This window comes from Rhizobacter sp. (assembly GCF_032229685.1).
GTDB lineage: Bacteria > Pseudomonadota > Gammaproteobacteria > Burkholderiales > Burkholderiaceae_C > LMDS01.
This window is the reverse complement of sequence record NZ_JAVTWP010000010.1, coordinates 218,015-242,434: the sequence shown is the minus strand read 5'-3', so window position 1 is coordinate 242,434 and position 24,420 is coordinate 218,015. Positions and strand designations below refer to the sequence as shown.

22 protein-coding genes, 1 pseudogene and 1 riboswitch are annotated in these 24,420 nt (G+C 69.4%); of the genes and pseudogenes, 7 read left to right on the top strand and 16 right to left on the bottom strand.

Annotation, left to right across the window (positions count from 1 at the left end; all coding sequences use genetic code 11):
• Window positions 1-68: 68 nt before the first annotated feature.
• Window positions 69-1,856, top strand: coding sequence for an acyclic terpene utilization AtuA family protein (locus tag AC30PD_RS04725; protein ID WP_489534486.1), 1,788 nt, complete (start codon window positions 69-71; stop codon window positions 1,854-1,856).
• On the opposite strand, the gene AC30PD_RS04720 is transcribed toward AC30PD_RS04725, so the two are convergent.
• The 5 genes from AC30PD_RS04720 to AC30PD_RS04700 form a co-directional block, all read right to left on the bottom strand.
• Entirely contained in the window at window positions 1,846-2,568 is a 723-nt protein-coding gene (locus AC30PD_RS04720) for an RES family NAD+ phosphorylase (protein WP_489534485.1), read from the bottom strand. The genes AC30PD_RS04725 and AC30PD_RS04720 overlap by 11 nt on opposite strands.
• The gene (locus AC30PD_RS04715; RefSeq protein WP_489534484.1) at window positions 2,565-2,975 is read right to left on the bottom strand and encodes an MbcA/ParS/Xre antitoxin family protein; all 411 of its coding nucleotides are present in this window, start codon (window positions 2,973-2,975) and stop codon (window positions 2,565-2,567) included. Before AC30PD_RS04715 ends, AC30PD_RS04720 begins: the two co-directional genes overlap by 4 nt.
• A gap of 77 nt (window positions 2,976-3,052) precedes the next feature.
• The gene (locus tag AC30PD_RS04710; RefSeq protein WP_489534483.1) at window positions 3,053-3,820 is read right to left on the bottom strand and encodes an SDR family oxidoreductase; all 768 of its coding nucleotides are present in this window, start codon (window positions 3,818-3,820) and stop codon (window positions 3,053-3,055) included.
• 77 nt (window positions 3,821-3,897) lie between these two features.
• Entirely contained in the window at window positions 3,898-6,603 is a 2,706-nt protein-coding gene (locus tag AC30PD_RS04705) for a zinc-dependent metalloprotease (RefSeq protein WP_489534482.1), read from the bottom strand.
• A gap of 78 nt (window positions 6,604-6,681) precedes the next feature.
• Window positions 6,682-7,869: an MFS transporter gene (locus AC30PD_RS04700; RefSeq protein WP_489534481.1), complete on the bottom strand. Its 1,188-nt coding sequence runs from the start codon at window positions 7,867-7,869 to the stop codon at window positions 6,682-6,684.
• 126 nt (window positions 7,870-7,995) lie between these two features.
• Here AC30PD_RS04700 and AC30PD_RS04695 point away from each other — a divergent pair, with 126 nt between their 5' ends.
• Window positions 7,996-9,012, top strand: coding sequence for an NAD-dependent epimerase/dehydratase family protein (locus tag AC30PD_RS04695; RefSeq protein WP_489534480.1), 1,017 nt, complete (start codon window positions 7,996-7,998; stop codon window positions 9,010-9,012).
• On the opposite strand, the gene AC30PD_RS04690 is transcribed toward AC30PD_RS04695, so the two are convergent.
• The 3 genes from AC30PD_RS04690 to AC30PD_RS04680 all read right to left on the bottom strand — a co-directional run bounded on the left by AC30PD_RS04690 (window position 9,002) and on the right by AC30PD_RS04680 (window position 13,099).
• The gene (locus tag AC30PD_RS04690) at window positions 9,002-10,237 is read right to left on the bottom strand and encodes a multifunctional CCA addition/repair protein (protein ID WP_489534479.1); all 1,236 of its coding nucleotides are present in this window, start codon (window positions 10,235-10,237) and stop codon (window positions 9,002-9,004) included. The two genes, AC30PD_RS04695 and AC30PD_RS04690, sit on opposite strands and share 11 nt — an antisense overlap.
• A gap of 32 nt (window positions 10,238-10,269) precedes the next feature.
• On the bottom strand, window positions 10,270-10,950 hold the full coding sequence (locus AC30PD_RS04685) for a glutathione S-transferase family protein (RefSeq protein ID WP_489534478.1): 681 nt from the start codon (window positions 10,948-10,950) through the stop codon (window positions 10,270-10,272).
• Between the two features lie 109 nt (window positions 10,951-11,059).
• The gene (locus tag AC30PD_RS04680) at window positions 11,060-13,099 is read right to left on the bottom strand and encodes a lytic transglycosylase domain-containing protein (RefSeq protein WP_489534477.1); all 2,040 of its coding nucleotides are present in this window, start codon (window positions 13,097-13,099) and stop codon (window positions 11,060-11,062) included.
• A 12-nt stretch (window positions 13,100-13,111) separates the two neighbouring features.
• On the opposite strand from AC30PD_RS04680, the gene AC30PD_RS04675 reads away from it, so the two are divergent.
• Window positions 13,112-13,693, top strand: coding sequence for a 5-formyltetrahydrofolate cyclo-ligase (locus tag AC30PD_RS04675; RefSeq protein ID WP_489534476.1), 582 nt, complete (start codon window positions 13,112-13,114; stop codon window positions 13,691-13,693).
• Between the two features lie 12 nt (window positions 13,694-13,705).
• On the opposite strand, the gene AC30PD_RS04670 is transcribed toward AC30PD_RS04675, so the two are convergent.
• The gene (locus AC30PD_RS04670) at window positions 13,706-14,671 is read right to left on the bottom strand and encodes a LysR substrate-binding domain-containing protein (protein WP_489534475.1); all 966 of its coding nucleotides are present in this window, start codon (window positions 14,669-14,671) and stop codon (window positions 13,706-13,708) included.
• A gap of 88 nt (window positions 14,672-14,759) precedes the next feature.
• Here AC30PD_RS04670 and AC30PD_RS04665 point away from each other — a divergent pair.
• Window positions 14,760-14,924, top strand: a pseudogene (locus AC30PD_RS04665) (DUF2917 domain-containing protein); the annotation flags it as partial.
• 101 nt (window positions 14,925-15,025) lie between these two features.
• Here AC30PD_RS04665 and AC30PD_RS04660 read toward each other — a convergent pair.
• Window positions 15,026-15,439, bottom strand: a complete 414-nt coding sequence (locus AC30PD_RS04660) for a TfoX/Sxy family protein (protein WP_489534474.1) — start codon at window positions 15,437-15,439, stop codon at window positions 15,026-15,028.
• Between the two features lie 45 nt (window positions 15,440-15,484).
• Here AC30PD_RS04660 and AC30PD_RS04655 point away from each other — a divergent pair, with 45 nt between their 5' ends.
• Window positions 15,485-16,078, top strand: coding sequence for a 5-formyltetrahydrofolate cyclo-ligase (locus tag AC30PD_RS04655; protein WP_489534473.1), 594 nt, complete (start codon window positions 15,485-15,487; stop codon window positions 16,076-16,078).
• A 7-nt stretch (window positions 16,079-16,085) separates the two neighbouring features.
• Here AC30PD_RS04655 and metF read toward each other — a convergent pair whose 3' ends face one another.
• Genes metF through ahcY form a run of 3 tightly spaced genes read right to left on the bottom strand, consistent with a single transcriptional unit; the run spans window position 16,086 to window position 19,142 of the window.
• On the bottom strand, window positions 16,086-16,925 hold the full coding sequence (gene metF / locus AC30PD_RS04650) for a methylenetetrahydrofolate reductase [NAD(P)H] (RefSeq protein ID WP_489534472.1): 840 nt from the start codon (window positions 16,923-16,925) through the stop codon (window positions 16,086-16,088).
• Window positions 16,922-17,701 carry a TlyA family RNA methyltransferase gene (locus tag AC30PD_RS04645; protein WP_489534471.1) on the bottom strand — a complete coding sequence of 260 codons (780 nt, stop codon included), beginning with the start codon at window positions 17,699-17,701 and terminating at the stop codon, window positions 16,922-16,924. The genes metF and AC30PD_RS04645 overlap by 4 nt, the downstream gene beginning before the upstream one ends.
• A 7-nt stretch (window positions 17,702-17,708) precedes the next feature.
• Complete coding sequence (ahcY, locus tag AC30PD_RS04640; RefSeq protein ID WP_489534470.1) at window positions 17,709-19,142, bottom strand: adenosylhomocysteinase; 1,434 nt, start codon at window positions 19,140-19,142, stop codon at window positions 17,709-17,711.
• Between the two features lie 88 nt (window positions 19,143-19,230).
• Window positions 19,231-19,314, bottom strand: a riboswitch (S-adenosyl-L-homocysteine riboswitch).
• A 61-nt stretch (window positions 19,315-19,375) separates the two neighbouring features.
• On the opposite strand from ahcY, the gene AC30PD_RS04635 reads away from it, so the two are divergent.
• A complete protein-coding gene (locus tag AC30PD_RS04635; protein ID WP_489534469.1) occupies window positions 19,376-20,188 on the top strand; it encodes an HAD-IIB family hydrolase in 813 nt (270 codons plus the stop codon).
• Here the strand turns inward: AC30PD_RS04635 and AC30PD_RS04630 are convergent.
• Window positions 20,181-21,038, bottom strand: a complete 858-nt coding sequence (locus tag AC30PD_RS04630; RefSeq protein WP_489534468.1) for a transglutaminase-like domain-containing protein — start codon at window positions 21,036-21,038, stop codon at window positions 20,181-20,183. The two genes, AC30PD_RS04635 and AC30PD_RS04630, sit on opposite strands and share 8 nt — an antisense overlap.
• Before the next feature lie 182 nt (window positions 21,039-21,220).
• Here AC30PD_RS04630 and AC30PD_RS04625 point away from each other — a divergent pair, with 182 nt between their 5' ends.
• Window positions 21,221-22,432, top strand: coding sequence for a YbfB/YjiJ family MFS transporter (locus AC30PD_RS04625; RefSeq protein WP_489534467.1), 1,212 nt, complete (start codon window positions 21,221-21,223; stop codon window positions 22,430-22,432).
• A gap of 23 nt (window positions 22,433-22,455) precedes the next feature.
• Here the strand turns inward: AC30PD_RS04625 and AC30PD_RS04620 are convergent, their stop codons facing one another.
• Both AC30PD_RS04620 and AC30PD_RS04615 read right to left on the bottom strand, forming a co-directional pair.
• Window positions 22,456-23,544, bottom strand: coding sequence for a DNA glycosylase AlkZ-like family protein (locus tag AC30PD_RS04620; RefSeq protein ID WP_489534466.1), 1,089 nt, complete (start codon window positions 23,542-23,544; stop codon window positions 22,456-22,458).
• A gap of 9 nt (window positions 23,545-23,553) precedes the next feature.
• Window positions 23,554-24,408 (bottom strand): phosphate/phosphite/phosphonate ABC transporter substrate-binding protein, encoded by an 855-nt coding sequence (locus AC30PD_RS04615; RefSeq protein ID WP_489534465.1) that lies wholly within the window; start codon window positions 24,406-24,408, stop codon window positions 23,554-23,556.
• Window positions 24,409-24,420 lie beyond the last annotated feature (12 nt).

Below are 24,420 nucleotides of genomic sequence, written 5' to 3'. Positions count from 1 at the left end.
GCCGAATACCCTCTGCTCAGCGCGGTTGTGCTTGCGCACAATCGGCCGGCGGCAACAAGGAGCGATCGATGGCAGGAGGAGAAGCGCGCACGGTGCGCATCGGCGGGGCTTCGGGCTTCTGGGGCGACACGGCGCTGGCCGTGCCGCAGCTGCTGGGCGCGGGCGATGTCGACTACCTCGTGTTCGACTACCTCGCCGAAGTCACGATGTCGATCCTGGCCGCGCAGCGCGCGAAAGACCCGAAGGCCGGTTACGCGGTCGACTTCGTGCAGATCATGATGCGCGAGGCCTTGCCCACGCTCCGCGAGCGTGGCATCCGGGTCGTGGCCAACGCCGGTGGCGTGAACCCGCTCGCCTGCCGCGACGCGCTGCTGGCGCTGGCCGCCGAGCTCGGGCTGGCGCTGAAGGTGGGTGTGGTCGTGGGCGACGATCTCGGTGCCATGGCGCCCGAGTTTCGTGCGGCCGGCGTGACCGAGATGTTCGCCGGCACGGCCTTTCCGCCGCGCGTGGCGAGCGTCAACGCCTACCTCGGCGCCTTGCCGATCGCGGCCGCACTCGGTGCCGGTTGCGACGTGGTCATCACCGGCCGCTGCGTCGATTCGGCGGTGACGCTCGGTGTGCTGATGCACGAATTCGGCTGGGCGGCCGACGACTACGACAAGCTCTCGCAAGGCACGCTCGCCGGGCACCTGATCGAATGCGGTGCGCAGTGCACCGGCGGTTTGTTCACCGACTGGCAAGACGTGCCCGACTGGGAGAACATCGGCTTTCCCATCGTCGAAGCCAGCGCCGACGGCGGCTTCGTCATCAGCAAGGCGCCCGGCACCGGCGGGCTCGTCACGCCGGCCACCGTGACCGAGCAACTGCTCTACGAGATCGGCGACCCGCGCGCTTACCTCGTGCCCGATGTGAGCTGCGATTTCACCGCGGTGAAGATGCTGCAGCTCGGCGAGCACCGGGTCGGCGTGAGCGGCGCCACCGGCCGCGCGCCGACCGCGCACTACAAGGTGAGCGCGACCTTCGCCGACGGTTACCGCAACACCGGCTTTTTGACCGTCGCCGGCGAGCAGGCGGTGGCCAAGGCGCGCCGCACCGGGCAGGCGCTGCTCGCGCGCATGAGCGGCATGCTGCAGGCGCGCGGCTTGCCGGCGTTCAGCGAAACGCGCATCGAGGTGCTGGGCGGTGAAGACATGTTCGGTGCGCACGCCAACACGTCGGCGCGCGAAGTGGTGCTGAAGATGAGCGCAAAGAGTTCGTCGAAAGACAGCCTCGAGCTCTTCGCACGCGAGTTCGCGCCGGCCGCCACGTCGATGGCGCCCGGCACGCTCGGCCTCGTGGGTGGCCGGCCGAGCCCGACGCCGGTGGTGCGGCTGTTTTCGCTTCTGTGGCCCAAGGCCGCGGTGGCGGTGGCGGTCGACGTGGCGGGCGAGCGGCTGCCGGTGGCGGTCCCGAGCGAGGGTGGGTTCGACGGGTCTGCGCTGCCACCGGCTCTGCGGCATGCCAACGGCGCAGCGCCATCAGACGGCCGGCGTGTGCCGCTGATCCGCCTGGCCCATGGCCGCTCTGGCGACAAGGGCGACAAGGCCAACATCGGCGTCATCGCACGCCGCGCCGAAGACCTGCCGCTGTTGTCGGCGTGGCTCACACCCGAGCGCGTGGCCGAGCACTTCGCGCACCGTGCGCCGAGCCGCGTCGAACGGTTCGATTTGCCCGGGCTGAACGCGATCAACTTCGTGTTGCACGACGTGCTCGGCGGTGGCGGCATGGCTTCGCTGCACACCGACAACTTGGCCAAGGCCTACGCGCAGGTGCTGCTGGCGATGGACGTGCCTGCGCCCGCGGGCTTCACCGGCTGAGCAGTTTCGGGCCGCGTTTTTCGTACCAGTGCGTGATGCGCTGGCCGTCCCAGTGCAGCGCGATGTGCGCGCCTTGCTTGGCGTGATGCAAGGCCTTGGGGCGGAACAAGCCGACACACTCACCGCCCTTGTCGCGCACGCTCGGGAAGACCACACCCCAGCTGCCGGCCTCGCGCAATTGCAGGCCGAGCGCTTGGGGTGCGCCGTAGCGGTCGGGGTCGAACAGTTGGGCAGCGTGTTTGCCGGTGCTGCGAAGGTCGTGCAACGAAGCATCGACGCCAGCGGTGATCACGCGCATGTCGACATCGATCGCCGGTTCGGCGGTGCGTGCCAGGAACAGCGCGCGGTGGTGGCTGACTTCGGCGACGGCCGTCTCCAGCGTCTGCGCCGCGTAGTACACGCCGTAGCTGCCGTTCGAGAAGCGCGAGCCTTCCGGGTTGAGGTGCGTGAAGGCCGCCATGATCGGCGTGCTGCCCGGCCCGCTGATGCGCTCTTCGGGCGGCACCAGTTGCAACTGGCCGATCTGGTCGCGGATGCGCGGGTTGGTCAGCGCCTCGATCGCGAACACCACTTCGAGATCGGCCGGGTCGGCGATGGCATCAAACAGGCCGACGATCGGGTATCGCGACGGGATCAGGCGGTAACTCGTGCGCCAGACGGTGGGCGTGATCGGGATGCGCGAGATCGCCAGCGGCGCAGCGCCAACGCTCAAGCCTTGCCCCCGCGCTGCGCGTCGAGGTAGTGGCGCACCACGTAGAGGTCGGCCACCTGGCCGCCGAGCATGCGGTCGAGCGCAGAGGCGCCGGCGAAAACCGGCGCCTGGTTCGGCTTGCGCACCCATTCGTCGGCGCGCTCGGCCACCGGCAGCAGGATCTGCAGCGCGGCATAGATGCCGAACAGGTACGAGAGCCGCTCCATCACGTGCCGGTCGAGCGGGCCGACCTTGCCGCTCTTCCACTGGTACAGCGTGGTGCGGCCGACGCCGAGCAGCACCGCCTGCTCGTGGGCGCCGAGCTTCCAGGCGTCGGCCAGGCGCCAGAAGCTGCGCAAGGCGGCCTGCGCGGCCGTGGCAGAAGCGAGGTCGACGGGTGGTGCGGCGGGCTTGAGAATCGCGCTCATGCCCGAAGGGTAGTTCAATGGCGGACGAATTTCAACAATTCGTCCGCTATCGAACTGCATCGCCAAGGGTCTTTACATCACCCGCGTGCGTGTGTCACGCCACCGTCGACCACCAGCGTCGAGCCCATCACGTAGTCGCCGGCGCGCGAGGCGAGGTAGATCGCCGCGCCGGCCATGTCTTCGTCGCGGCCGATGCGGCCGGCCGGGATGCGCTTGGCGGTCTCTTCGGCGTGGTCACGCGCGACGCGGTTCATCTCTGAAGCGAACGCCCCCGGCGCGATCGCCGTGACGACGATGTTGTCTTGCGCCAGGCGCAGCGCCATGCGGCGCGTGAGCTGGATCAGCCCGGCCTTGCTGGCGGCGTAGGAATACGTTTCCTGCGGGTTGACCGAGATGCCGTCGATCGAGGCGATGTTGATCACCTTGGCAGGCTGATTCTTCGCCGCGGCGCGCAGCGGTGCGATCAAGGCCTGCGTGAGGAAGAACGGCGCCTTCAGGTTCAGGTCGACGACCTTGTCCCAGCCCTTTTCGGGGAAGGTGTCGAAGGTTTCGCCCCAGGCGGCGCCGGCGTTGTTGACAAGGATGTCGAGCGAGCCTTCGCGCGCCGTGTAGGCAGCGACGAGCGCGCTGATGCCTTCCACCGACGACACGTCGGCCGGCAGCGAGATGCAGGTGCCGTGGGCCGACAGCTCTTTCGCTGTGGCGTCGCAGTCGGCCGCCTTGCGCGACGAGATGTAGACCTTGGCGCCCTGCGCCAGAAAACCCGCTGCGATCATGCGGCCGATGCCGCGCGAGCCGCCGGTGACGAGGGCGGTGCGGCCCCTCAGGGTGAACAGATCGGTCATGGTGTGGGCCTCTTGCAATGGGTGGGTGCGCCGGCTTGGCGAACGAAGATTGTGTTCGCCGCCGGCCCGGCGCGCTGTCACCCGCGTTGCAGCGTGGCGCGCAGCGCTTCGGTCAGCAACGCCAGCGCGTCTTGCAGGTGCGCGCGGCTTTCCATCGACTGGCCGCCGCGCGCCGCCGCCGTGCGCAATTGCCCTTGCAACTCCACCGCCTGCATCCGCGCCAGGCTGATCGCATCGGCCGGCAGGGCCGGCGACGGGCGCGTGAGCAGGCCTTGCAGGCGCTTGAGGTGTTCACGCTGCAGGCTGCGGCGTGGGGCGTCGATGTCCTTGCCGCTCTTCAGCTCGCTCCACACCGCGGACTGCAAGGTGGCGTACACCTCGTTCAGCGAAATGCTGGTCTTGCGCTGGGCTTCCGGCAGGTAATTGGGCAGCTCCAGCAGGCGGCGCGCGGTGCCGGCGTCGAGCAGTCGGTCGAGTGCCTGGGTCTGCAGGCTCAGCATCGCAGCCGCGACCGACAACGGCCCGTTGCGGTTGAACTCGATGTAGTCGGGCGTGAGCGAGGCCAGAAACTCCGGGCGGAAGCGAAAGCTCGCGGCGCTGAACAACTCGTCGGTCAGGAAGCGCAGTGCCTGGCGCTGGCGCGCCGGCTCCACCGGGCGGAACGTGGGCTTGCCGCTGCCGGGCTGGGCACGATCGGTGTGCATGCCGCCCACGTACTTGGCCGCGATGGCCGGCAGTGCGTTCACCTGGCGCAAGCCCGCCAGCACGCTGCGCCGGGCCCGCTCGGGGTCGTCGCCGAGCTGCGGGCGGCGCTGCTGCACGCGTTCCCAGAGTTCCTTCGACAAGGCCAGTCGGCGCTGCGCGTAGGCGAGCGGGTCGTCGCCCAGGTCGAAGGTGTTGACCAGCGGGTCGAGCGCTTCGCCGCCCACGTCGCCGTCGTCGGCGAACACCAGCGAGCGGTCGGTGAGGCTGCGTTCGGCGATGGCGCGCAGGGCCGCGGTTTCGCCGGCGGCGTCGAGCGGCTTGTAGCCGTATTCGATGGCCCAGTAGTCGTAGGCGCCCAGCGTGCTCATGTTGGCTTCGCCCCGCGGCTCGCCGGCCAGCGGCAGGTTGAAGGCGTTGTAGTCCATCACCGAGCCCGAGATGCCGCGTGTGCTGCCGAAGGCCTTGTCGCGAAGTTGCTCGCGCGTGACGCTGGTGCTGGCCTTGAAGTTGTGGCGCAGGCCGAGCGTGTGGCCGACTTCGTGGGTGATGGTGTCCTTGACGTAGGCCTGCACGAAGGCTTCGGTCTCGGGGCTGTCGGGTTCGAGCTCGCCGCGCGCTTCGAGCAGGTCGAGCGCGAAGCTCATCTGCTGGGCGCCGTCGGTCGCGTAGGTGCAGGCGTCGTGCTCGGTGCCGTGGTCGAACGAGGCCGTCACGTCGTCGCGGGCCAGCCGGCGCGAGCTGCGGCCGAAGACGTCGCTCATGCCGATGTCGGCGTCGAGGATCTCGCCGGTGCGCGGGTCGGAATGGCTGGGGCCGCGGGCGAAGCCCACGTCGGCGCCGACGAACCAGCGGATCGAGGCGTGGCTCGCGTCCATGGTGTCGAAGTCGGCGTCGTCGGGTTGCTGGCGCGCGACGATCGCGCCCTTGAAACCGATGCGCTCGAAGGCCTTGTTCCATTCGAGGATGCCGGCCTGCACGCTGGCGCGGTAACGCTGGGGAATGTTGCGGTCCATCCAGTAGGTGATGGGCTTGACCGGCTCGGACAGGGCCGCCTGCGGGTCCTTCTTTTCCAGACGCCAGCGCTTGAGGTTGTGCACGCGCGGGTTGGCGCGCAGGTCGTTCGACAGGTCGGTGTAGCTGTCGGTGAAAAAGCCGACGCGCGGGTCGGCGGCACGCACCGCCATCGGCTGCTCGGGCAGTTCGCGCAGGTTGTAGACGAAGCCGACGAAGAAGCTGCGCGCGTCGGGTGTGGTGGCAGGCGGTGGCGGGGTCTGCGGTGCGGGCGCACCGGGCGGCAGCAGCGGCGGCGCAGGAATGCGCGCCACCGCGAAGTGCACCTTGCTCGACAGCGTGCTCAGCCCTGCCTCGGCGCGGGTCGACTCGAAGAACGAGTTGGTGCGATCGGCCGCGAAGGGCAGGCGGAAGGCCTGCTCGAGTCGCGTGCTGTAACCGAGCACATCGCCGAGCAGAAAGGCCGCGTCCACCAGCACCGACTTGCGCTCAGTGTGCTCGGCACTGGCCAGCGGCGCCGAAGCGATCAGGCTGTCGCTGAAGCCTTCGCCGACGGCGCGGTTCGCCGCCGCGTCACCGGGGCTGCGAAAGCCCACCTGCTTGGCCACCAGCTGCATCTGGTTGCCGATGCGGCGGAACTCGACCAGCCAGCTCGCGGCCATCTGGCCGCCGTAGAGGCCGCGCTCGCCGACCGACTGCGCCACGTTCACGCTGAACAGGAAAGGCTTGCCTAGCCGCTCGGGCGCGATCTCGAGCCAGACCTTTTCTTTTTCGCGCCACAAGGGCACGAAGCCGTCTTGCCGCGTGGCGCTCTTGCTCACGTCGGCGAAGGGGCGGGGTGCGGCGGGTTCGGGCCGCGCCGCCGCGGTGGGGCCTGATGCCGCAGCGGCGGGCGGCGTGGCGGCCGGGCGCGTGGCGCCTGCGGCCGGGGGCGGCGTTGGCGCGGCGGCAGGGCCTGCGACTGGCGGGCCGCCCGGGGTGGCACAGCCGGCGAGGGCGAACGCCGCTGCGGCGGCCAGTGCGGCCCACGGGGCCTGGGGTGTGAACGATCGGCTGGAGCAGGTCATGGTGGCTGTGAAGATGAAAACTGATGCTGAACGTGGTTCATTTTGCTTTGTCGGCGCGCCGATTCTTGCGGCGATGCCTCAGCGGCGCACCGCGCGCCAGCCCGAGAACGTGGCGCCTGCGGAAAGCAGCGCGCAAGCGATGATGACCGTTGCATAACTGCCGGTCGAATCGAACACGCGGCCCGCCAGCCACGGGCCGGCGGCGTTGCCGAGCGCGGCGCCGGTGTAGAGCGCGCCGATGATCGACGAGACCGCGCGCGCGCCGTACAGGTCCATGCACAAGGCCGGCATCAGCGACACGATGCCGCCGTAGCTCAGGCCCATCCAGAACGCGAACAGCGCGAGGGCCGGGTAGTGCGATGCCGACCACCACAGCAGCATCGACAGCCCGAGCGAGGCCTGCACGCCGACCAGCGTGATCGGCCGGCCGACCCGATCGGCCACCGAGCCGATCACGAAACGGCCGATGAGGCTGCCGATGCCGATCAGGCCGACCAGGCCGACCGACTGCGCGTCGGCGATGCCCATGTCGCGTGCCGAAGCGGAAAGGTGCGCGAACGGGATGAACATGGCCGGCGCGCCGAGCACGCACATCGCGTAGAGCCAGCGGAACGAGCGGCTGCGCAGGGCTTCGCCGAAGGGCGTGCCGGGCACGGTGCCGTCGGCCCGGCGCGCGGCGGCGGGTGCGGGCCGCAGCATCAAGGTCGAGCCGAGCCCGATCAGCAGCACGCCGAGCGCCAGCGCCAGCATCGCGCCGCGCCATTGCCACTGCGTGATCGCAGCGGCGGCCAGCAGAGGCACGCCGAACGTGCCGGCGCCGATGCCCGCGCTCGCGATGCCTGCGGCCAGGCCGCGGCGGCGCGTGAACCACGGCTGCACGCAGCCGATGGCCGGGGTGTAGACGAGCGCGATGCCGACACCGAGGCCCACGCCGTAGACCAGCGTCAGCTCCAGCATCGAATGCGCCATGCTGCCGAGCACGAGCGCCGCGCAGATGCACAACATGCCGGCGCTCGTGACACGGCGTGGGCCGAAGCGGTCGGCGAGCATGCCGCCGAACGCACCGAGCACGAAATAGAGCAGGCCCGACAGGCCGAACACCAGCGAGACTTCGGCGCGGCTCGCCTTGAACTCGGTGGCGAACGAGCCGAAGAAGGCGGCGAAGGAATAGGCCACGCCGAAGATCACGGCCAGCGCAACGAAGCAGGCCCACACGACGACCCAGCCGTAACGCGGCTCGGCTTCTGCCTGCAAGGATGCGCTCAAGTCTTCTTCCCCCGTCCGCCGGTATTCATCGGGCCATGCTATCGCCCGCGGCGCGCTCGCAGCAGGCCGGAAACCCGCCCACAATGGCGCGGCGCAACGCAGCGCGCACACAGCAGGAGCGTTCCGATGGCCGATCAAGTGCTCGTTTCCGGTGGCAGCGGCTACATCGCCGGCTTCCTGATCCGCCAACTCGTCGCCGAAGGCTGGACGGTGCACACGACCGTGCGCAGCCTGGCCCGCGAAAGCGCGGTGCGCGACTTGCTGGCCGTCGACAACAGCCGGCTCCGTTTCTTCGCCGCCGACCTGAACGCAGACACCGGCTGGGCCGAGGCGATGGCCGGCTGCAGCCATGTGGCGCACCTCGCCTCGCCGCTGCCCAGCGGTGTGCCGAAAGATGCGAACGAGTTGATCGTGCCGGCGCGCGACGGCGCGCTGCGGGCGTTGCGCGCCGCGAAGGCAGCAGGCGTCAGGCGTTTCGTGATGACCTCTTCGGTGGCCGCCATCGCCTATGGCCGCGGGCGCGGCGTTCACCATTTCACCGAAGCCGACTGGACGCTGCTCGACCGACCCGGCATCACGGCCTACGTGCAGTCCAAGACCATCGCCGAACGCGCCGCGCGCGACTGGGTGGCACAGGAAGGCGGCGGCCTCGAGTTCTGCAGCATCAACCCGTCGGTGGTGCTGGGGCCGGTGTGGAGCCGCGACTACTCGGCCTCGGTCGTGGTCGTGAAGAAGATGCTCGACGGCAGCATGCGCGCCTGCCCCGACATCGGCTTCGGTGTGGTCGACGTGCGCGACGTGGCCGACCTGCACCTGCGTGCGCTGAAGGCGCCGAACATGGCCGGCGAACGCTTCATCGCCTCGGGCCGATTCATGAAGCTGCGTGAGATCGCCGACATACTGCGCGCCGAGCTCGGCCCGCTGGCCCACAAGGCGCCGACCCGCGGCGTGCCCGACTGGCTGGTGCGCGTGGCGGCGCGCTTCAACCCGCTGGCCCGCGCCGTGGTGAGCGAACTCGGTTCGGTGCGCAACCAGGACGCGTCGCACGCGAAGGCCGCGCTCGGCTGGGCCACACGGCCGGTGGAGCAGAGCATCGCCGACACGGCGCGGGCGTTGATCGAGCTGGGGATCGTCAGGCCTTGACCGGGCCGAGGCCCGCCGCCACCGCGGCCGCGCGCGCGGCGTGGATCGCGTCGCCGAGCGCCGGGCCCTTCAGGCCGCGCGCTGCGGCGTCGGCCGCCACGGCGGCGGTGTCGGTGGACAGCGCCAGGCGCAATACCTGCATCAGACGCTCGCGCTGCGGGTAAGCCGAGTCTTCGAGGCCACCGCGCCCGCGCGCGTCGCACTCGCAGGCGAGCAGCGTATCGGCAAAACGCTCGGGGCGCCGAAAGGCATCGCAGCGCTCCAGCAAGCGCACCAGCGCGGCGGCGCCGAACTCGGCGCTGCGGTGGATGTTGCCGTGCTCGCGCGCCACCACTTCGGCCAGTTCGCGGCACGCCGCCGGCACCTTCAGCCGTTCGCACAAGCCGCGCACCAGGGCCACGCTGCGCTGCTCGTGGCCGAGGTGGCGTGGCAGCATTTCGGCGGGTGTCGTGCCCTTGCCCAGGTCGTGGCCGAGGCAGGCGAAACGCACCGCCAGGTTCGTGTCCAGCCGGGCCGCCATGTCGAGCACCATCATCAGGTGCACACCGGTGTCGACCTCGGGGTGGTAGTCGGCGCGCTGCGGCACGCCCCACAGGCGCTCGACTTCGGGCAGCAGGCGGGCGAGGGCGCCGCACGCGCGCAACACGTCGAACAGGCGTGAAGGCTTGTTCTCCATCAGCCCGCGCGAAAGCTCCTGCCACACGCGTTCGGGCACGAGGGCATCCACCTCGCCGGCTTCGACCATCTGCTGCATCAGTGCGAGTGTTTCGGGTGCGACGCTGAAGTCGTCGAAGCGCGCTGCGAAGCGCGCCACACGCAGGATGCGCACCGGGTCTTCGGCAAAGGCCGGCGACACATGGCGCAGCACTTTGGCCCGCAGGTCGCGCTGGCCGCCGTGCGGGTCGATCAGCGCGCCGTGTTCGTCCTGCGCGATCGCGTTGATCGTCAGGTCGCGGCGCAGCAGGTCGTCTTCGAGCGTCACGCCCGGGTCGGCGTGCACCTCGAAGCCACGGTAGCCCGGCGCGGTTTTGCGCTCGGTGCGCGCGAGCGCATGTTCTTCGTGGGTCTGCGGGTGCAGGAAGACCGGGAAGTCCTGGCCCACGGCCACGTAGCCGGCGTCGAGCATCGCTTGCGGTGTGCTGCCCACGACGACCCAGTCGCGGTCGAGCACGGGCCGACCGAGCAGCGTGTCGCGCACCGCACCACCGACCAGATAACGTTTCATGCGGGCAGTTTAGGGCCCGCGTGAACGCTGGTTCAGGCCTGCGTGCGGTAGGGCTCTTCGAAGTCGAGGAAGTCGCGCTCGGCCAGCGCGTCGGCGATCCACGCGGCCACGCCGGGCAAGGCTGTCACGCGCTGCATGTAAGACGAGATCGCGGGCGGCACCGGCACGCGGTAGGTGTTCAGGCGCATCACGACCGGCGCAAAAAAAGCATCGGCGATGCCGAAGCTGCCGAACAGCATCGGGCCGCCGCTCGTCTCGAGCAGCGCCGACCACATGCCGACGAGCCGCGCCAGGTCGTCGCGCACGCCGGCCTGCTCGGCCAGCACGCGCGCGCCGACGTCGGGCAGCGCCGCTTCGATGTTCATCGGGAAATGGCTGCGCAGCGCACCGAAGCCGGAATGCATTTCGGCGCAGACGCTGCGCGCACGGGCACGCGCCATCACGTCCTGCGGCCAGAGTTGTTTGTCGGGGAAACGCTCGGCCACGTATTCGGCGATCGCCAGCGTGTCCCACACCGTCAGGTCGCCGTCGACCAGCACCGGCACACGCCCGGCCGGGCTGATGCGGGCGAGGTCGGTCTTGAACTTCGACTCCGGCGAGAACGCGTCGAAGCGCAGCTTCACTTCGTCGAACGGGATGCCGGCCTGCTTCAGAAGCACCCACGGCCGCATCGACCACGACGAATAGTTCTTGTTGCCGATGTAGAGCTTCATGGCCGCCTCTTTCGATGGAAGAGCGGCATGCTAACCGGCAGCCTGCGCGTCAGGCTTGACGAAAACGCATGCGATTGATGCGCACCGCCGAGGGGCCCGCCGCGCATTTCTACGGCAGGTCCTTGTTCTCGGTCGCGCTGGCGCTGGCCGGCGCGATGCCGCGGCCGAGCCGGCTTTTCAGTGAAGGGGTCTGGCCGGTCATCACCGCGGCGTAATAACTGCCGTTGCTGAGCACCTTCTTCACGTAGTCGCGCGTTTCGGGGAACGGGATGTTCTCGGCCCAGACCGCCGTTTCCAGGGCCGGCCCTTCGCGCCAGCGGCGCGGGCGCCCGGGGCCGGCGTTGTAGGCTGCGGCCGCCAGCGCCTGCGAGCCGCCAAAGTCGTCGAGCACGAGCTTGAGGTACGAGGTGCCGAGCTTGATGTTGGTGTCGCGGTCGGTGATCAGATCGGCGGTGTAGGGCAGGCCGATCTTCTTCGCCGTCCAGCGCGCGGTGGCGGGCATCAGCTGCATCAGGCCCGAGGCGCCCACACCAGAACGTGCGTCCATGATGAAACGCGATTCCTGACGGATCAGGCCGTAGACGTAGGCCACGTCGACACCGATCTCGCGCGCATGCGTGGTCACTTCTTTCAGGTAGGGCGTCGGGAAGCGCTGCGTCATGTCGATCTCGCCACGCGTGCGGTCGCTGGTGTTGATGCAGGACTTGTAGACCTCGCGGTCGCAGGCCAGTTGTGCAGCGGCGAGCAGTTCGCGGTCGTTCATGCCGCGCAGCGTGAAGTTCCATTCACGCTCGCCTTCGCTGCGCAGCCCGAGGCTGATCAGTTGCAGCCCGCGCACGAGGCCGGGCTTTTGCAGCGCGGCGGCGCGCTCTTCGGCCGTGAGCGGTTCGGGCCGTGCCGGCATGAACACCGCCTGCCCGAGTTGTTCGGCCGCCATCGCGGCGTAGAAGTTGACCTGGTTCGCAATGCCACCGAGAAGCTCGCGCCCGCCGGCGCGCATCGACTCGGAGTCTTGAGAGTCGCCGGCGATGGCCAGCATCGCGCGCGCCTTCCAGTAGACCCAGGCGGTGTCGCGCTGCTCGGCCGAGCCCATCGCGTTGATGGCCTGCATGACCTGCTGCCAGCGGGCCTTGCCGTTGTCGGCACGCAATGCGGCGCGCACCTTCCAGGCCAGCGTGTCGTCGGGCCAGTCGATCTCGCGCCCGGCCTTGGCGGCGCTGAGTGCGGCGCGCTGGTAGTGGTCGGCGGCTTCGGGTTGCAGTTTCATCGCCGACTGCTTCGCGACCGAGGCCCAGGCCCAGGCGGCCAGGTCGGCCGGCAGCGCGCGGTCCCAGCGATCGCTCAGCTGGCCCGAGGCGGCCTCGGGGTCGTTGCTCGCCATGCGCATCAGTGCCAGCAGCGTGAGCTCGGCGTTGGCGCGCGGCGTGGCCGAGGCATTGCGCGCCAGATAGCGCGCGGGGTTTTCGGCGAGCTCGGTGGTGGCCGCGCCGGCGGCCACGCTGATCATCACCGCGGCCTGGCGCGCCGCGCGCGGGCGGCCGGCGTCGATCGCGAAGCGGGCTTTGCGCCACACGTCGGCGGCGGTGAACTGTTTGGCGTCGAACAGCGTGGCGGCGAGCAGCGCGCAGCCGTCGTCGGCGTCACGCTGGGCGAGCCAGCTGGCCAGCGCCGCATCGCGCACGTTCTTGCCACCGAGGTGGTCGACGAGCAACGCGTAACACGTGACCTCGCGGTCGTCGTTCATGCGAAAGCGCGGGAACTCGGCAGCGAAGTTGGCCCAGTCGCGGCGTTTGCCCAGCTCGAGCAGCCAGTCGTTGCGGAAGCGGTCTTCGACGTAGGTGCCGGGCCAGCGCGAAACGAACTCGTTGACCTCGGCCTGCTGAACTTCGCCGATGCGGTTGGTGAGCTCCCAGTAGTCGGGCCACATCGCGAGCGGGTGGTTGGCGGCGAGCGCCACGGCGCGGGTGGTGGTGAGGCGCGCACGGTCTTTCTTGCGGAAGGCTTCGCGGGCGTCGGTGATGTTGGTGTCGTTGGTCTGCGCACACGCGGCCGGTGCGATGCCGAGCAGGCTGGCGCCGACCAGCACCGCCACCAAGGCTCGCCGGGAGCGCCCATATACTGATTCGAGAGAGTGGGTCATCAACGTCATCACGGGGTCATCTTGAGTTCAGCATCGACCGAAGCGGCCCTTGAAGCCCGAAAGGCGTTGCGCCAGACCTTGCTGGCGCGGCGCGACGAATTTGTCGGCGGCCCCGAGGCCGCCGCTGCCGATGGAGCCCTGGCACGGAGCCTGAGTTCCATCTTGATCGACCTCGAGCCCGAGCTGCTGGGCGTGTACTGGCCGATCCGTTCGGAATTTAACGCACCCGCGCTGCTCGCAGCCGACACACTTCTTGCAACATTTCCGCTGGCGCTGCCGTTCGCGCTCAAACGCCCGGTCGAGATGCACTACCGGCGCTGGAACGGCGCGCCGCCCACGCTGCGCGACGAGTGCGGCATCCCCACCAGCGGCGGCGCGCCGGCTGTGCCCGACGTGGTGCTCGTGCCTTGCCTCGGCTTCACACGCGGGGGTTTCAGGGTCGGTTATGGCGGTGGCTACTTCGACCGCTGGCTGGCGCTGCACCCCGACGTGACCTCCGTCGGCGTCGCCTGGTCGGTCGGCGAGCTGGACGCCGCGGCGTTCGAGCCGCGTGCCCACGACCAGGCCTTGACGCTGATCGTCACCGAACGGGGCGCGGTCTAGCGCGATCGGCCCTCAGCTCGCGCCCGTGTCGCCGATCGCTTCTCGCGTCAACGCGGCGTGGTCGAGCACCCAGTCGCAGAACTGTTTCACCTCGGGCCGGGCGCGGCTGCCGGGGGCGCTGACGAGCCAGTACATGTAGGGGCTGTCGATGCGGGCGGTCTGGCCGAACGGCTCGACCAGCTCGCCGCGTTGCAGCGCTTCGAACACCAGCGCCACCCGCGCCAGCGCCACGCCGTGGCCCGCCAGGGCCGCCTGCACTTGCTGGTAGGTGAAGTTCAGGTAGAGCCAGCGTTTCGGTTGCAGCGTGGGCTGGCCGTTGAGCGTGAGCCAGCGGCGCCAGCTCAGGTATTCGGTGCTCGACTTGGTGTCGTCTTCTTCGGCCAGCGTGTGCTGCGCCAGGTCGGCGGGGGTCGACAGCGGCGGCGCGTCACCGCGCCGGATCTGCTCGGCCAGCGAGCGGCTCACCACGGGCGTCAACACCTCGCCGAACAGGCGCACCGCACCCGGCGGTGCCTGCGCGATGCTGCAGTAGCGCAGCGCAAGGTCGAGCTCGGGGTCGTCGAGATCGGCGATCACGTCGCCGGCCGAAACACGCAGGTCGATGTCGGGGTGCAGCCGCTGAAAGGCCTCGATGCGCGGCAGCAGCCACAGCGAGCCGAACGAGGCGAACGTGGTCACGCTGACGCGCTTGCGGCTGCGCACCTGGCGGATCTGGCGCACGCTGGCGTCGATCTTCTGCAGCCCCGACTCGACCGACCGCAGCAGCATCTGGCCGCTCTGCGTCATCTCGACATGCCGGGTGCCGCGCACGAACAGGGCGGCGCCGAGTTCGTCTTCCAGGCCCTTGATCTGGCGGCTGATGGCCGACTGCGTGACGAAGAGCTCATCGGCCGCTCCGCTGAAGCTCAGGCGCCGCGCCACCGCCTCGAAGGCGCGCAGGTGGCTCAGCGAGAGCGGGCGGCTGGAGCGGGTATTCATATCAAATGTGCATCAATGAGCGACCGGGGTTTCATTGGATTATCTCTCTGGGAACGCCGATGATTGCATCACCGAACGCAGGAGATTGATGATGAATACGCACTCCGAACCGAACCCCCGCCGCATCGCCGCCAACACCACGCTGGCGCTGGCCACGGGCCAGGCCGTCCACCTCGGCCGCCTCGGCGGCGAGCTCACGGTGCTGGAGGGCAGCGTCTGGCTGACGCGTGACAGCGACCTCGGCGACCACCGCGTGGAAGCCGGCGAACGCCTGCGCCTGGCCGTCGGCGAGAACGCCGTGATCGAGGCCTGGGACGCCGGCCATGCCGTCAGCGTGCAATGGAAGCCGCGCCGTCAGGGCTTCTTGGGCGCCGTTCTGGCCGAGCCCTTGCGCGCCCTGGCCTGGGCCTTGGGCGGCCTCGCGGGCGGCTTCAACGCCCTGGCCCGCAGCGCCGCGGCGAGCGCCAGCCGGGCCCAGGGCTGCATCAGCGGTGGTGACTCCATGGCCTCTTCGGGTGCGCTGAAGTAACCCAGCGTGACCGACTTGCCGGCCCCGTCGTAGACGAAGGGCTGGCAGCCGGCGGCCTCGAAAGTGGCGCGTGTCGACGAGTCCACCTTCAGGTACAGACGCTCGTAGGCGATGAGGGCGATGAACAGGTCGTCGACATAGAAGCCGTGGCCGCCGAACATGCGGCGCGAGCGCACCGTGCCCATGGAACCGAGCAACTCCATGCAGTGGGCGACGAATTCGTTCGGGGCGGCGGCCATGCGGCAGTCTTGCACAATGCGTGAGACGCGCCACCCGGAGTCCGCATGCAGCACCACGTTTCAGAGCCCGACCGCGCCGCGCTGCGCAGCAAACTGGTCGCCGCGCGGCTCGCCCTGCCCGACCGCCTGGAGCGCGCCGTGGCCCTGCAGAGCGTGTTGCGCACCTGGCTCGTCGGCCGCCGTGAAACCTCGATCGGCGCCTACTGGCCGATCAAGGGCGAGTTCGACCCGCTGCCCGCGCTCTACCGCTGGTCTGAAGGTGCGCCCGAAGGCGTCGTGCGGCACATCGGCCTGCCGGTGGCCGACCGCGAATCCGGCCAGTTGCGATTCCACGTGTGGTACCCCGGCTGCCCGACCGAGCTCGACGCCTACGACATCCCGAAGCCGAAAGACACCGAAGAGTTCGCGCCCGCGCTGCTCGTGGTGCCTTGCCTCGGCTTCGGGCCGGGCGGTGTGCGCCTGGGTTATGGCGGCGGGTTCTTCGACCGCACGCTGGCGTCGATCTCACCCCGGCCGGTGACGGTCGGCGTGAGCTACACGCACGGCTTCTTGCCGTTTCTGCGCCCCGGGCCGATGGATCGGCCGCTCGACGCGATGCTGACCGAAGACGGTGTGATGTGGCGCCGCGAAGGCGCCTGAATCCGCTTCAGCGGCCGAGCCGCTTGCAGATCTCGAGCGTCACCGCCGACTGGTTCATCGTGTAGAAGTGGATGCCCGGCGCGCCGCCCTGGATCAGCCGCTCGCACAATTCGGTCACCACGTCGATGCCGAAGGCGCGGATCGACGCGGCGTCGTCCATGAAACCTTCCATCTTCAGTGCCACCCAGCGCGGGATCTCGATGCCGTCGCGCGCCGCGAACTGCGCGATCTTCGCGAAGTTGTGGAAGGGCATGATGCCGGGCACGACCGGCGCGTGCGCTCCGAGCTTCTGCGTCGCTTCGACGAAGTGGAAGTAGGCGTCGGGGTTGAAGAAGAACTGCGTGATCGCCGAGTTGGCACCGGCCTTCACCTTGTCGGCGTAGTGCGCCAGATCGCGCGCCGCGTAGCGCTGCTCGGGGTGGTACTCGGGGTAGGCCGCGACTTCGATGTGCCAGTCGGCGCCCTGGGTCTCGCGCACGAACTTCACGAGTTCGGCGGCGTAGTGGAACTCTCCGGCCGAGGCCGTGCCGCTGGGCATGTCGCCGCGCAAGGCGACGAGGCGGCGAATGTTGCGAGAGCGGTACTGCGCCAGGATCTCTGCCAGGCCTTCGCGGGTGGAACCCACACAGGACAGGTGCGGTGCTGCCTCGAAGCCGGCCGCGGCGATCGCGTGCACCGTGTTCAGTGTCTTCTCGCGCGTGGAGCCACCGGCACCGTAGGTCACGCTGAAGAACTCGGGCTTCACCGCGCCGAGTTGTTGCACCACGTCGGCGAGCTTCTGGTCGCCGACGGGCGTGTTGGGCGGAAAGAACTCGAAGCTGATCGGAAAGTCGGGGTGGGCACTCATGCCTGGTCTTTCTGTGTGGATGCGTCCGGCTCGGCCAGGACGAAAAACTCCCGGTTGCCGTCGCCGCCGTCGACGCTGCTCGCGAAGTAGTCGCGCACCGCGAGGCCGAGGCCCGCGCAGCACTCGCGGATGCGTTGCTCGACGCGCGGGTAGGCCGCTTCGTCTTTCACGAGCCCGCCCTTGCCGATGTCGACCGGCTGCAGTTCGAACTGCGGCTTCACGAGCAGCAGCGCCCGGCCGGCAGGCGCGAGGTAGCGCGCGATCGTGGGCAGCACGTGGGTCAAGGAAATGAAGGACACGTCGGCGACGACGATGTCGAAAGAATGCTCTTCGGTCTCGAGCTCGAACGGCGAGCCGCTCACGTCGCGCGCGTTGAGCCCTTCGAAGAGCTGCACACGCGCATCGGCCGCGAGCGCCGGGCTCAGTTGTGCCCGGCCCACGTCGATGCCGACCACGCGTTCGGCGCCGCGCTGCAACAGCACGTCGGTGAAACCGCCGGTGCTCTGGCCGACGTCGAGGCAGGCCTTGCCCGCCGCGTCCAACTGGCAATGCAGCAGCGCCGCGTCCAGCTTCAGCCCGCCGCGCGACACGAACCGCAGCTCGGCATCGTCGGTCACTTCGATGCGGCAGTCTTCGGGCAGGTCCTCGCCGGCCTTGCGCAGCACGGCCCAGCCTTTCGGGCCGTGCCAGCGCACGCCGCCGGCGTCGATCAGCCGCTGCGCGGCCGATCGGGTCGGTGCCAGGCCGCGCTGCAGCAGGAGTTGGTCAGCGCGCATCCGCAGATCAGTAGCGGTAGGTGTCGGGCTTGTACGGGCCGGCTTTGTCCACGCCGATGTAGGCCGCTTGCTCGTCGGTCAGCTCGGTCAGCATCGCGCCGACCTTCTTCAGGTGCAGGCGTGCCACCTTTTCGTCGAGGTGCTTGGGCAGCACGTAGACCTGGCCGACTTCGTAGTTCTGCGACTTGGTGAACAGCTCGATCTGCGCGATGGTCTGGTTCGCGAACGAACTCGACATCACGAAGCTCGGGTGGCCGGTGCCGCAGCCCAGGTTCACCAGGCGGCCCTTGGCCAGCATGATGATCTTCTTGCCGTCGGGGAAGGTCACGTGGTCGACCTGCGGCTTGATCTCGTCCCAGGTGTACTTCTCGATCGAGGCGATGTCGATCTCGTTGTCGAAGTGGCCGATGTTGCAGACGATGGCCTGGTCTTTCATCGCCACCATGTGGGCGTGCGTGATGATCGACTTGTTGCCGGTGGTGGTGACGAAGATGTCGGCCTTGTCGGCGGCGTATTCCATCGTCACGACCTTGTAGCCTTCCATCGCGGCCTGCAGGGCGTTGATCGGGTCGATCTCGGTCACCCACACCTGGGCGCTCAGTGCGCGCAGCGCCTGGGCCGAGCCCTTGCCCACGTCACCGTAACCGGCCACCACCGCCACCTTGCCGGCGATCATCACGTCGGTCGCGCGCTTGATGCCGTCGACCAGTGATTCGCGGCAGCCGTAGAGGTTGTCGAACTTGCTCTTGGTCACCGAGTCGTTCACGTTGATGGCGCGGAACGGCAGCGTGCCCTTCGCGCTCATCTCTTTCAGGCGGTGCACGCCGGTCGTGGTTTCTTCGGTCACGCCGATGATCTGGGCGGCCTTGCGGGTGTACCAGGTCGGGTCGACCGCGAGCTTGGCCTTGATGGCGGCGTACAGGCAGGTTTCTTCTTCGCTGGTGGGGTTGGCGACGACCGAGATGTCTTTCTCGGCACGCTGGCCGAGGATCATCAGCAGCGTGGCGTCGCCGCCGTCGTCGAGGATCATGTTCGGGCCTTCGGTGGCCGAGCCCTTGGGGCCGAACTCGAAGATGCTGTGGGTGAAGTCCCAGTACTCGGTGAGCGTTTCGCCCTTGTGCGCGAACACCGGGGTGTTCTGGCTGTTCGCGACCAGGGCCGCGGCGGCGTGGTCTTGCGTCGAGAAGATGTTGCACGACGCCCAGCGCACGCTCGCGCCCAGGGCCTGCAGCGTCTCGACCAGCACGGCGGTCTGGATCGTCATGTGGATGCTGCCGGTGATGCGGGCACCCTTGAGCGGCTGCGTCTTCGCGAACTCTTCGCGGATGGCCATCAGGCCGGGCATTTCTGTTTCGGCGATCTTCACTTCCTTGCGGCCCCAGGCGGCAAGGCTCAGGTCGGCGATCGCGTAGTCGGCGGTGGGTTTCAGAACGGCGTTCATATCTTGGCTCCAGATGAATGAGGAACCCGCACGCAAGACCTTGTGTGAAGCTGGCCGAAACTGGCAGCCCACCCACGAGGAACCATCGTGCGGGTGAGCGCGGTTGCAATTGCATTTCCGAGCCTGGGGCCACCGCAGCACACGGGTGGACCTTGCAACGCTCCTCGGAAAGTGGGCGAATTGTAGACGGCCGGCGCCGACCGTGCAAAACCCGGCTGTGCAAAACTCGTCGGATGCGTGTTCTTTCATCACGGCTGTGGGCCGATGCGCCAGAAGGCGACTTGCGCGAGGTTCACGGTGTGTTGACCGACATCGACGACACCTTGACGACCAGAGGCGCGATCACGCCCGACGCGCTGGGCGCGTTGCAGCGCCTGCGCGACGCCGGCCGGCACGTCATCGCGATCACCGGCCGGCCGATGGGCTGGAGCGAGCCCTTCGCCCGAGACTGGCCGATCGACGCGATCGTGGCCGAGAACGGCGCGGTGGCGCTGTTTCGCGATGCGAACGGCCGTTTGTGCATCGAGTTCGCGCAAGAAGAGACAACGCGGGCCGTGAATGCCCGGCGCTTGCGCGACGTCGCGGCCCGGGTATTGAGCGAGGTGCCCGGCAGCCGCCTGGCCCAAGACAGCGCGGGCCGGGTCACCGACATTGCGGTCGACCACAGCGAGTTCGCGCACCTGTCACCGGCGCAGGTCGAGCGGGTGGTGGCCGTGATGCGCGCCGAAGGCATGAACGCGACCGTGAGCTCGATCCACATCAACGGCTGGTTCGGCGAGCACACCAAGCTCAGCGGCGCGCGCTGGATCGTGCAGCGCTTGCTGGGGAACGATCTCGAAGCCGAACGCGCGCGCTGGCTCTACGTTGGCGACTCGACCAACGACCAGCTGATGTTCGGCCACTTCGCGCTCAGCGTCGGCGTGGCCAACCTGATGGACTTTGCAGACCAGCTCACCGTGTGGCCGGCTTACCTGACCGAGCGCGCGCGTGGCGCCGGCTTTGCCGAAGTCGCGCAGCGCCTGCTCGAGGCGCGCGGCCTCAGCTGACGACCGGCTGCACCAGCGGGCTCATCGACGTCATCGTCGCCGGCCCGAAGATCGTCGCGAAGGCCACATCCTTCGCATCACGCCCGGTGGCGATGCGGATCAGTTCGTCGAGCGGCGACATGCGCGTGGCGTCGAACATCACCCAGCGGCCACCCAGCCAGGCTTCGAACACGGCGTGAAAGTCGGGCGGCGGCTCGTCGAAGCGTGCGTAGCCCACCACCAGGCGCGCCGGAATGTTCAATGCGCGGCAGAAGGTGATGCCCAGGTGCGCGAAGTCTCGGCACACGCCGGCGCGCTGCACGAACACGTCACGCGCGGTCGTGGTGGCGGTCGAACTGCCGATCCTGTATTCCACGTTGGCGTGGATCCAGTCGCAGATGCCTTGCACCCGCGCGTGGCCTCGCGGCAGGTTGCCGAAGATCCGTTGTGCGGCCTGACTCAGGTGGTCGGACTCGCAGTAGCGCGTCGGCATCAGGTTGTGCAGCACCTCGTCGGGCAGGTCGGCGATCGCGACTTCGGGCGCCGACACATCGACCGGGTCGGGCTCACGCATCACCTGCGCCGTGTAGCGGAATTCGTAGAGCCCGGCATCGGCATGCACACGCGCGAAGCGGTGGTTCACCGTCGGGTCGGCGTACACATGCACCGGCAGCGGCGGCGTGATCACGAGCGACTCGCTCAGCACCTGCTGGTCCATGCCCTGCAAGGCGTGGATCTGGAACAGGAAGTCGGTCGGGCCGTTGACCTGGTAGGTCAACACCGAGTCGACATCGAAGCGGCGGCCGGCGGGCGTGGTGGCCGGTGGCGGCAGCTTGGTGGCCGGGGCGAGAAGGGTGGCGGTGGCGGGCATGCTGTGGCTCGGGGTGGGTGAATGACAAACGCCCGCCATTTCACGCCCCGCGGCCTCACCAGGCCATCGGCTGGCGGCGCGGGCTCGGGTAGGACAAAGGCGCGCGCCGCTGCCGCATGCCCACCTGTGCAAGACTGCGTCCCGCTGCACCACAACGGGCGTGGCCACTTTCACCCGCCACGATGCCCTCGAACCCTGCCCGCGAACTGCCGACCATCGTCGTGGCCGCCGCCCTCGCACTGGCCGCTGCCGTGTCGCTCGGCCTGGCGCGCTTTTCCTACGCGCTGCTCCTGCCGCCGATGCGTGCCGACCTGGGCTGGACCTACCTCACCGCCGGGGCCATGAACACTGTCAACGCCGCCGGCTACCTGGCCGGCGCGCTGTCGATGCCGATGGTGTTGCGGCGCTTTGGCGCCCGCCGCGCATTGCTCGGGGGCGGCGTGGTGGCCAGCCTGCTGCTGTGCGCACACGGCCTGGTGCTGGGCGACGCCGCGCTGTACCTGCTGCGCGCACTCACCGGCGTCGCCAGCGCCGCCATGTTCGTCTGCGGCGGCCTGCTCGCGGCGCGGCTCGGCGGGCAGGGCGGGGCGGTGCAGCCCGGGCCGTCGGCCGGCCTGGTGCTCGGCGTGTACTACGGCGGCACCGGCGTGGGCATCGTGATCTCGGCCCTGCTGGTGCCCCCGATCAGCGGCTTGCCCGGCACCCACGCCTGGCAATGGGCCTGGGTGGCGCTCGGCGCGGCCGCGCTCGTCGCCACGTCGATCACCGCACTCGCCACCCGCACGCTCGACCAGGCTGGTGCGGCGCGTGTGGCGCCGGTGCCGTTCCGCTGGTCGCCTCTCGCCTGCGGGCTCGTGTCGTACTTCATGTTCGGGCTGGGCTACATCGGCTACATGACCTTCGTGGTCACGCTGCTGCGCGAGCAGCAATTGAGCGGCGCGCTCATCACCGTGTTCTACGGCCTGCTCGGGCTGGCGGTGATCGCCTCGTCGTGGCTGTGGGCCGGGTTGCTGCAACGCCAGCGCGGCGGCGGCGCGATGCGTCTGCTCAACGCGCTGCTGGCTGTCGCCACGCTGCTGCCCGTGCTCAGTGCCCACCCGGTCGCGGTGTTCGCGTCGGGGCTGCTGTTCGGCGGTGTGTTCCTGTCGGTCGTGGCCTCGACGACCGCACTCGTGCGCCACAACTTGCCGAGTGCGGCATGGCCGGCAGGGATCAGCGCCTTCACCATCGTGTTCGCGGCCGGGCAGATCGTGGGGCCGACGCTGGTCGGCTGGGTCGCCGACGGTGCCGGCGGGCTGCGCGGCGGGCTGGCGTGTTCGGCCGCGGTGCTGGCGCTCGGCGCGCTGATCGCCTGGGGGCAGAAGCCGCTCGCCGCGCCGCCCCAAGCCGGCTGAGCGCTCCCTCGGCGGCCCACCTTTCAGCGTTCGGCGCCCAGGAACACGCGCATGCGGTCGAGTTCGTCGCGCAAGCCGGCGCGAAATGCGGCGTCGCGCGGTGCACGGCCGGCGGTGTAGCCGAAGCTGCTGGCGAGCGCGCCGTCCTTCACAGCCAGGTTGCCCCAGCCGATGACCTGGTCGCGCCACAACATCGGCAGCGCGTAGTAACCGAGCTTGCGCTTCGGTGCCGGTGTGTAGGCCTCGAAGCGGTAGGCCCAACCCCAGAACTGCTCGAAGCGGCGCCGGTCCCACACCACCGGGTCGAAAGGCGCGAGCAGGCGCACCGTGTCGTCGGGCGTGCCGCGCGGCAGGCGCTCGCCGGCGGGCCAGTACCAATCGGTGCCGTCGACACGTTCATGCGCCAGGCGCTGTTTGGCTCGCAAGGCCGCCGCCCTCAGTTCGCCGTGCCACTGCGGCGCGGCGAAACGCAGGCGTGCGATCAGCCCGGTGAGGCTCGCGGCCGGCAAGGGCGCGTACTTCTGCACCACGATGTCGACCAGCGCGTCGAGCCGCACGCGCCGTGCTTCGGCGTCGAGCCGGCTCGCGTCGTGGTCGTGCGCTGCGTACAGGCGGACGCCGCCATCGCGCCGCGCCACCCGCAGCAGGCCGCGGTAGTGCATGCCGTCGAGCAGGTGCGTCGTCGCGTTCGACGAACCGCCCCAGGCGTTGACGGCGCTGCCGTGGGCGAAGTGCAGGTCGACCTCGCGCGGGTGCACCGCGCCGCGTTCGCGCACGAAGGCGAGCAGTTCCTGCGCCTGGCGTTTTTTCGCGGCGGTCCACGGCGGCGTGCCGGAACGCGGGTGCATCAGCACCTGCAGCGGCGTCGGCAAAAAGCCGTAGTTGACGAAGAAGTCTTCCTCGATGCCCAGCCCCGCGTAGCGCCGCTCCAGGTCGCCCGCGCAATAGCCTTTCACACGGTGGCGCAGCGTGAGGTCTTGGGCCCGCGCCGGGGCGCGGATCGGGTCGGCCTGCACGAAGCCGAGCTTGTGCACCGCGCGCTTCAGGGTCGTGGGTGCGAACAGGCTTCGCGCCACCGCGAAGCGGCGCAGTTGGTCGAGCGTGGTCGGCATGCCGGTCGCTCAGCGCGCAACGCCCGCAGGCGCGGCCAGCGCCTGGCGCGCGATCGCCACGAAGGGGTCGAGCGCGGCCAGTTCGGCGGCACCGACCGGCCGCAGCATCGAGTTCGACGCGGTCGTCGGCGACGCGGCGTCGGGCTTGAACGCGGCCATCGCGGCGCGCAGCCGCGCCAGTTCGTCGGGCGGCAGGCCGGGCCGGGCCACGTAGATCGGGCCGGGAATGTCGCGGATCGTCGCCAGCACACGTTCGTTGCGCGGTGTGCTCGCCGGCAACAGCAGCAGTTGCGTGGTGCCGGCAACGACCATCGCCACTTCGTTGCGATCGAGCGCGAACATCGCGCTGTTGATCGAGGGCAGCGCCTGGACTTTCACGCTGCCGGCCAGGCCCTGGTCTTGCAGCCACTTGATGCCCACGGTGGCGGTGAGCGAGAGCGCGTCCAGCATGCCGGCGCTCTGGCCTTTCAGGTCGGCCGCGGTCTTGACCGGGCCGCTGCCTTTCACGAGCACCTGCACGTGCAGTGCGTCGACCGTGCCCGCCACCGGCTCGTAGCGCCAGTCGACCATCGCCAGCCGCGCCACGTGCGCCGGCAGCAGCACCATGTCGTATTCGTTGCGGCCGCTCGCTTCGACGAGCGAGCGGAAGTCCTTGCTCGTCAGCATCTCGATCGGCCGGTCGAGGCTGCGTTCGAGGTGTTCGCGCACGGCGCGAAACGCGTTCAGCAAGACCGTGGGCGACATGAACGGCACGAGGCCGACCCGCAACGGCGCGCCGGCCGCGCGCAGTGGCGAAAGTGCGGCGCCACCGAGCGCGGCGATCGTGGCCAGGCTGCGCCGGCGGGTGAAGGTGGGTGGGCTCATCGGCAGAGGTTC

Excerpts from the sequence above, each read along its gene's own strand:
- ahcY (WP_489534470.1), bottom strand. The coding sequence starts at position 19,142 with ATGAACGCCGTTCTGAAACCCACCGCCGACTACGCGATCGCCGACCTG.
- AC30PD_RS04645 (WP_489534471.1), bottom strand. The coding sequence starts at position 17,701 with ATGCGCGCTGACCAACTCCTGCTGCAGCGCGGCCTGGCACCGACCCGA.
- AC30PD_RS04680 (WP_489534477.1), bottom strand. The coding sequence starts at position 13,099 with ATGACGTTGATGACCCACTCTCTCGAATCAGTATATGGGCGCTCCCGG.
- AC30PD_RS04660 (WP_489534474.1), bottom strand. The coding sequence starts at position 15,439 with ATGGCCGCCGCCCCGAACGAATTCGTCGCCCACTGCATGGAGTTGCTC.
- AC30PD_RS04710 (WP_489534483.1), bottom strand. The coding sequence starts at position 3,820 with ATGACCGATCTGTTCACCCTGAGGGGCCGCACCGCCCTCGTCACCGGC.
- AC30PD_RS04655 (WP_489534473.1), top strand. The coding sequence starts at position 15,485 with ATGCAGCACCACGTTTCAGAGCCCGACCGCGCCGCGCTGCGCAGCAAA.
- AC30PD_RS04625 (WP_489534467.1), top strand. The coding sequence starts at position 21,221 with ATGCCCTCGAACCCTGCCCGCGAACTGCCGACCATCGTCGTGGCCGCC.
- AC30PD_RS04635 (WP_489534469.1), top strand. The coding sequence starts at position 19,376 with ATGCGTGTTCTTTCATCACGGCTGTGGGCCGATGCGCCAGAAGGCGAC.
- AC30PD_RS04705 (WP_489534482.1), bottom strand. The coding sequence starts at position 6,603 with ATGACCTGCTCCAGCCGATCGTTCACACCCCAGGCCCCGTGGGCCGCA.
- AC30PD_RS04695 (WP_489534480.1), top strand. The coding sequence starts at position 7,996 with ATGGCCGATCAAGTGCTCGTTTCCGGTGGCAGCGGCTACATCGCCGGC.
- AC30PD_RS04630 (WP_489534468.1), bottom strand. The coding sequence starts at position 21,038 with ATGCCCGCCACCGCCACCCTTCTCGCCCCGGCCACCAAGCTGCCGCCA.
- AC30PD_RS04670 (WP_489534475.1), bottom strand. The coding sequence starts at position 14,671 with ATGAATACCCGCTCCAGCCGCCCGCTCTCGCTGAGCCACCTGCGCGCC.
- AC30PD_RS04715 (WP_489534484.1), bottom strand. The coding sequence starts at position 2,975 with ATGAGCGCGATTCTCAAGCCCGCCGCACCACCCGTCGACCTCGCTTCT.
- AC30PD_RS04685 (WP_489534478.1), bottom strand. The coding sequence starts at position 10,950 with ATGAAGCTCTACATCGGCAACAAGAACTATTCGTCGTGGTCGATGCGG.
- AC30PD_RS04690 (WP_489534479.1), bottom strand. The coding sequence starts at position 10,237 with ATGAAACGTTATCTGGTCGGTGGTGCGGTGCGCGACACGCTGCTCGGT.
- AC30PD_RS04725 (WP_489534486.1), top strand. The coding sequence starts at position 69 with ATGGCAGGAGGAGAAGCGCGCACGGTGCGCATCGGCGGGGCTTCGGGC.
- metF (WP_489534472.1), bottom strand. The coding sequence starts at position 16,925 with ATGAGTGCCCACCCCGACTTTCCGATCAGCTTCGAGTTCTTTCCGCCC.
- AC30PD_RS04615 (WP_489534465.1), bottom strand. The coding sequence starts at position 24,408 with ATGAGCCCACCCACCTTCACCCGCCGGCGCAGCCTGGCCACGATCGCC.
- AC30PD_RS04620 (WP_489534466.1), bottom strand. The coding sequence starts at position 23,544 with ATGCCGACCACGCTCGACCAACTGCGCCGCTTCGCGGTGGCGCGAAGC.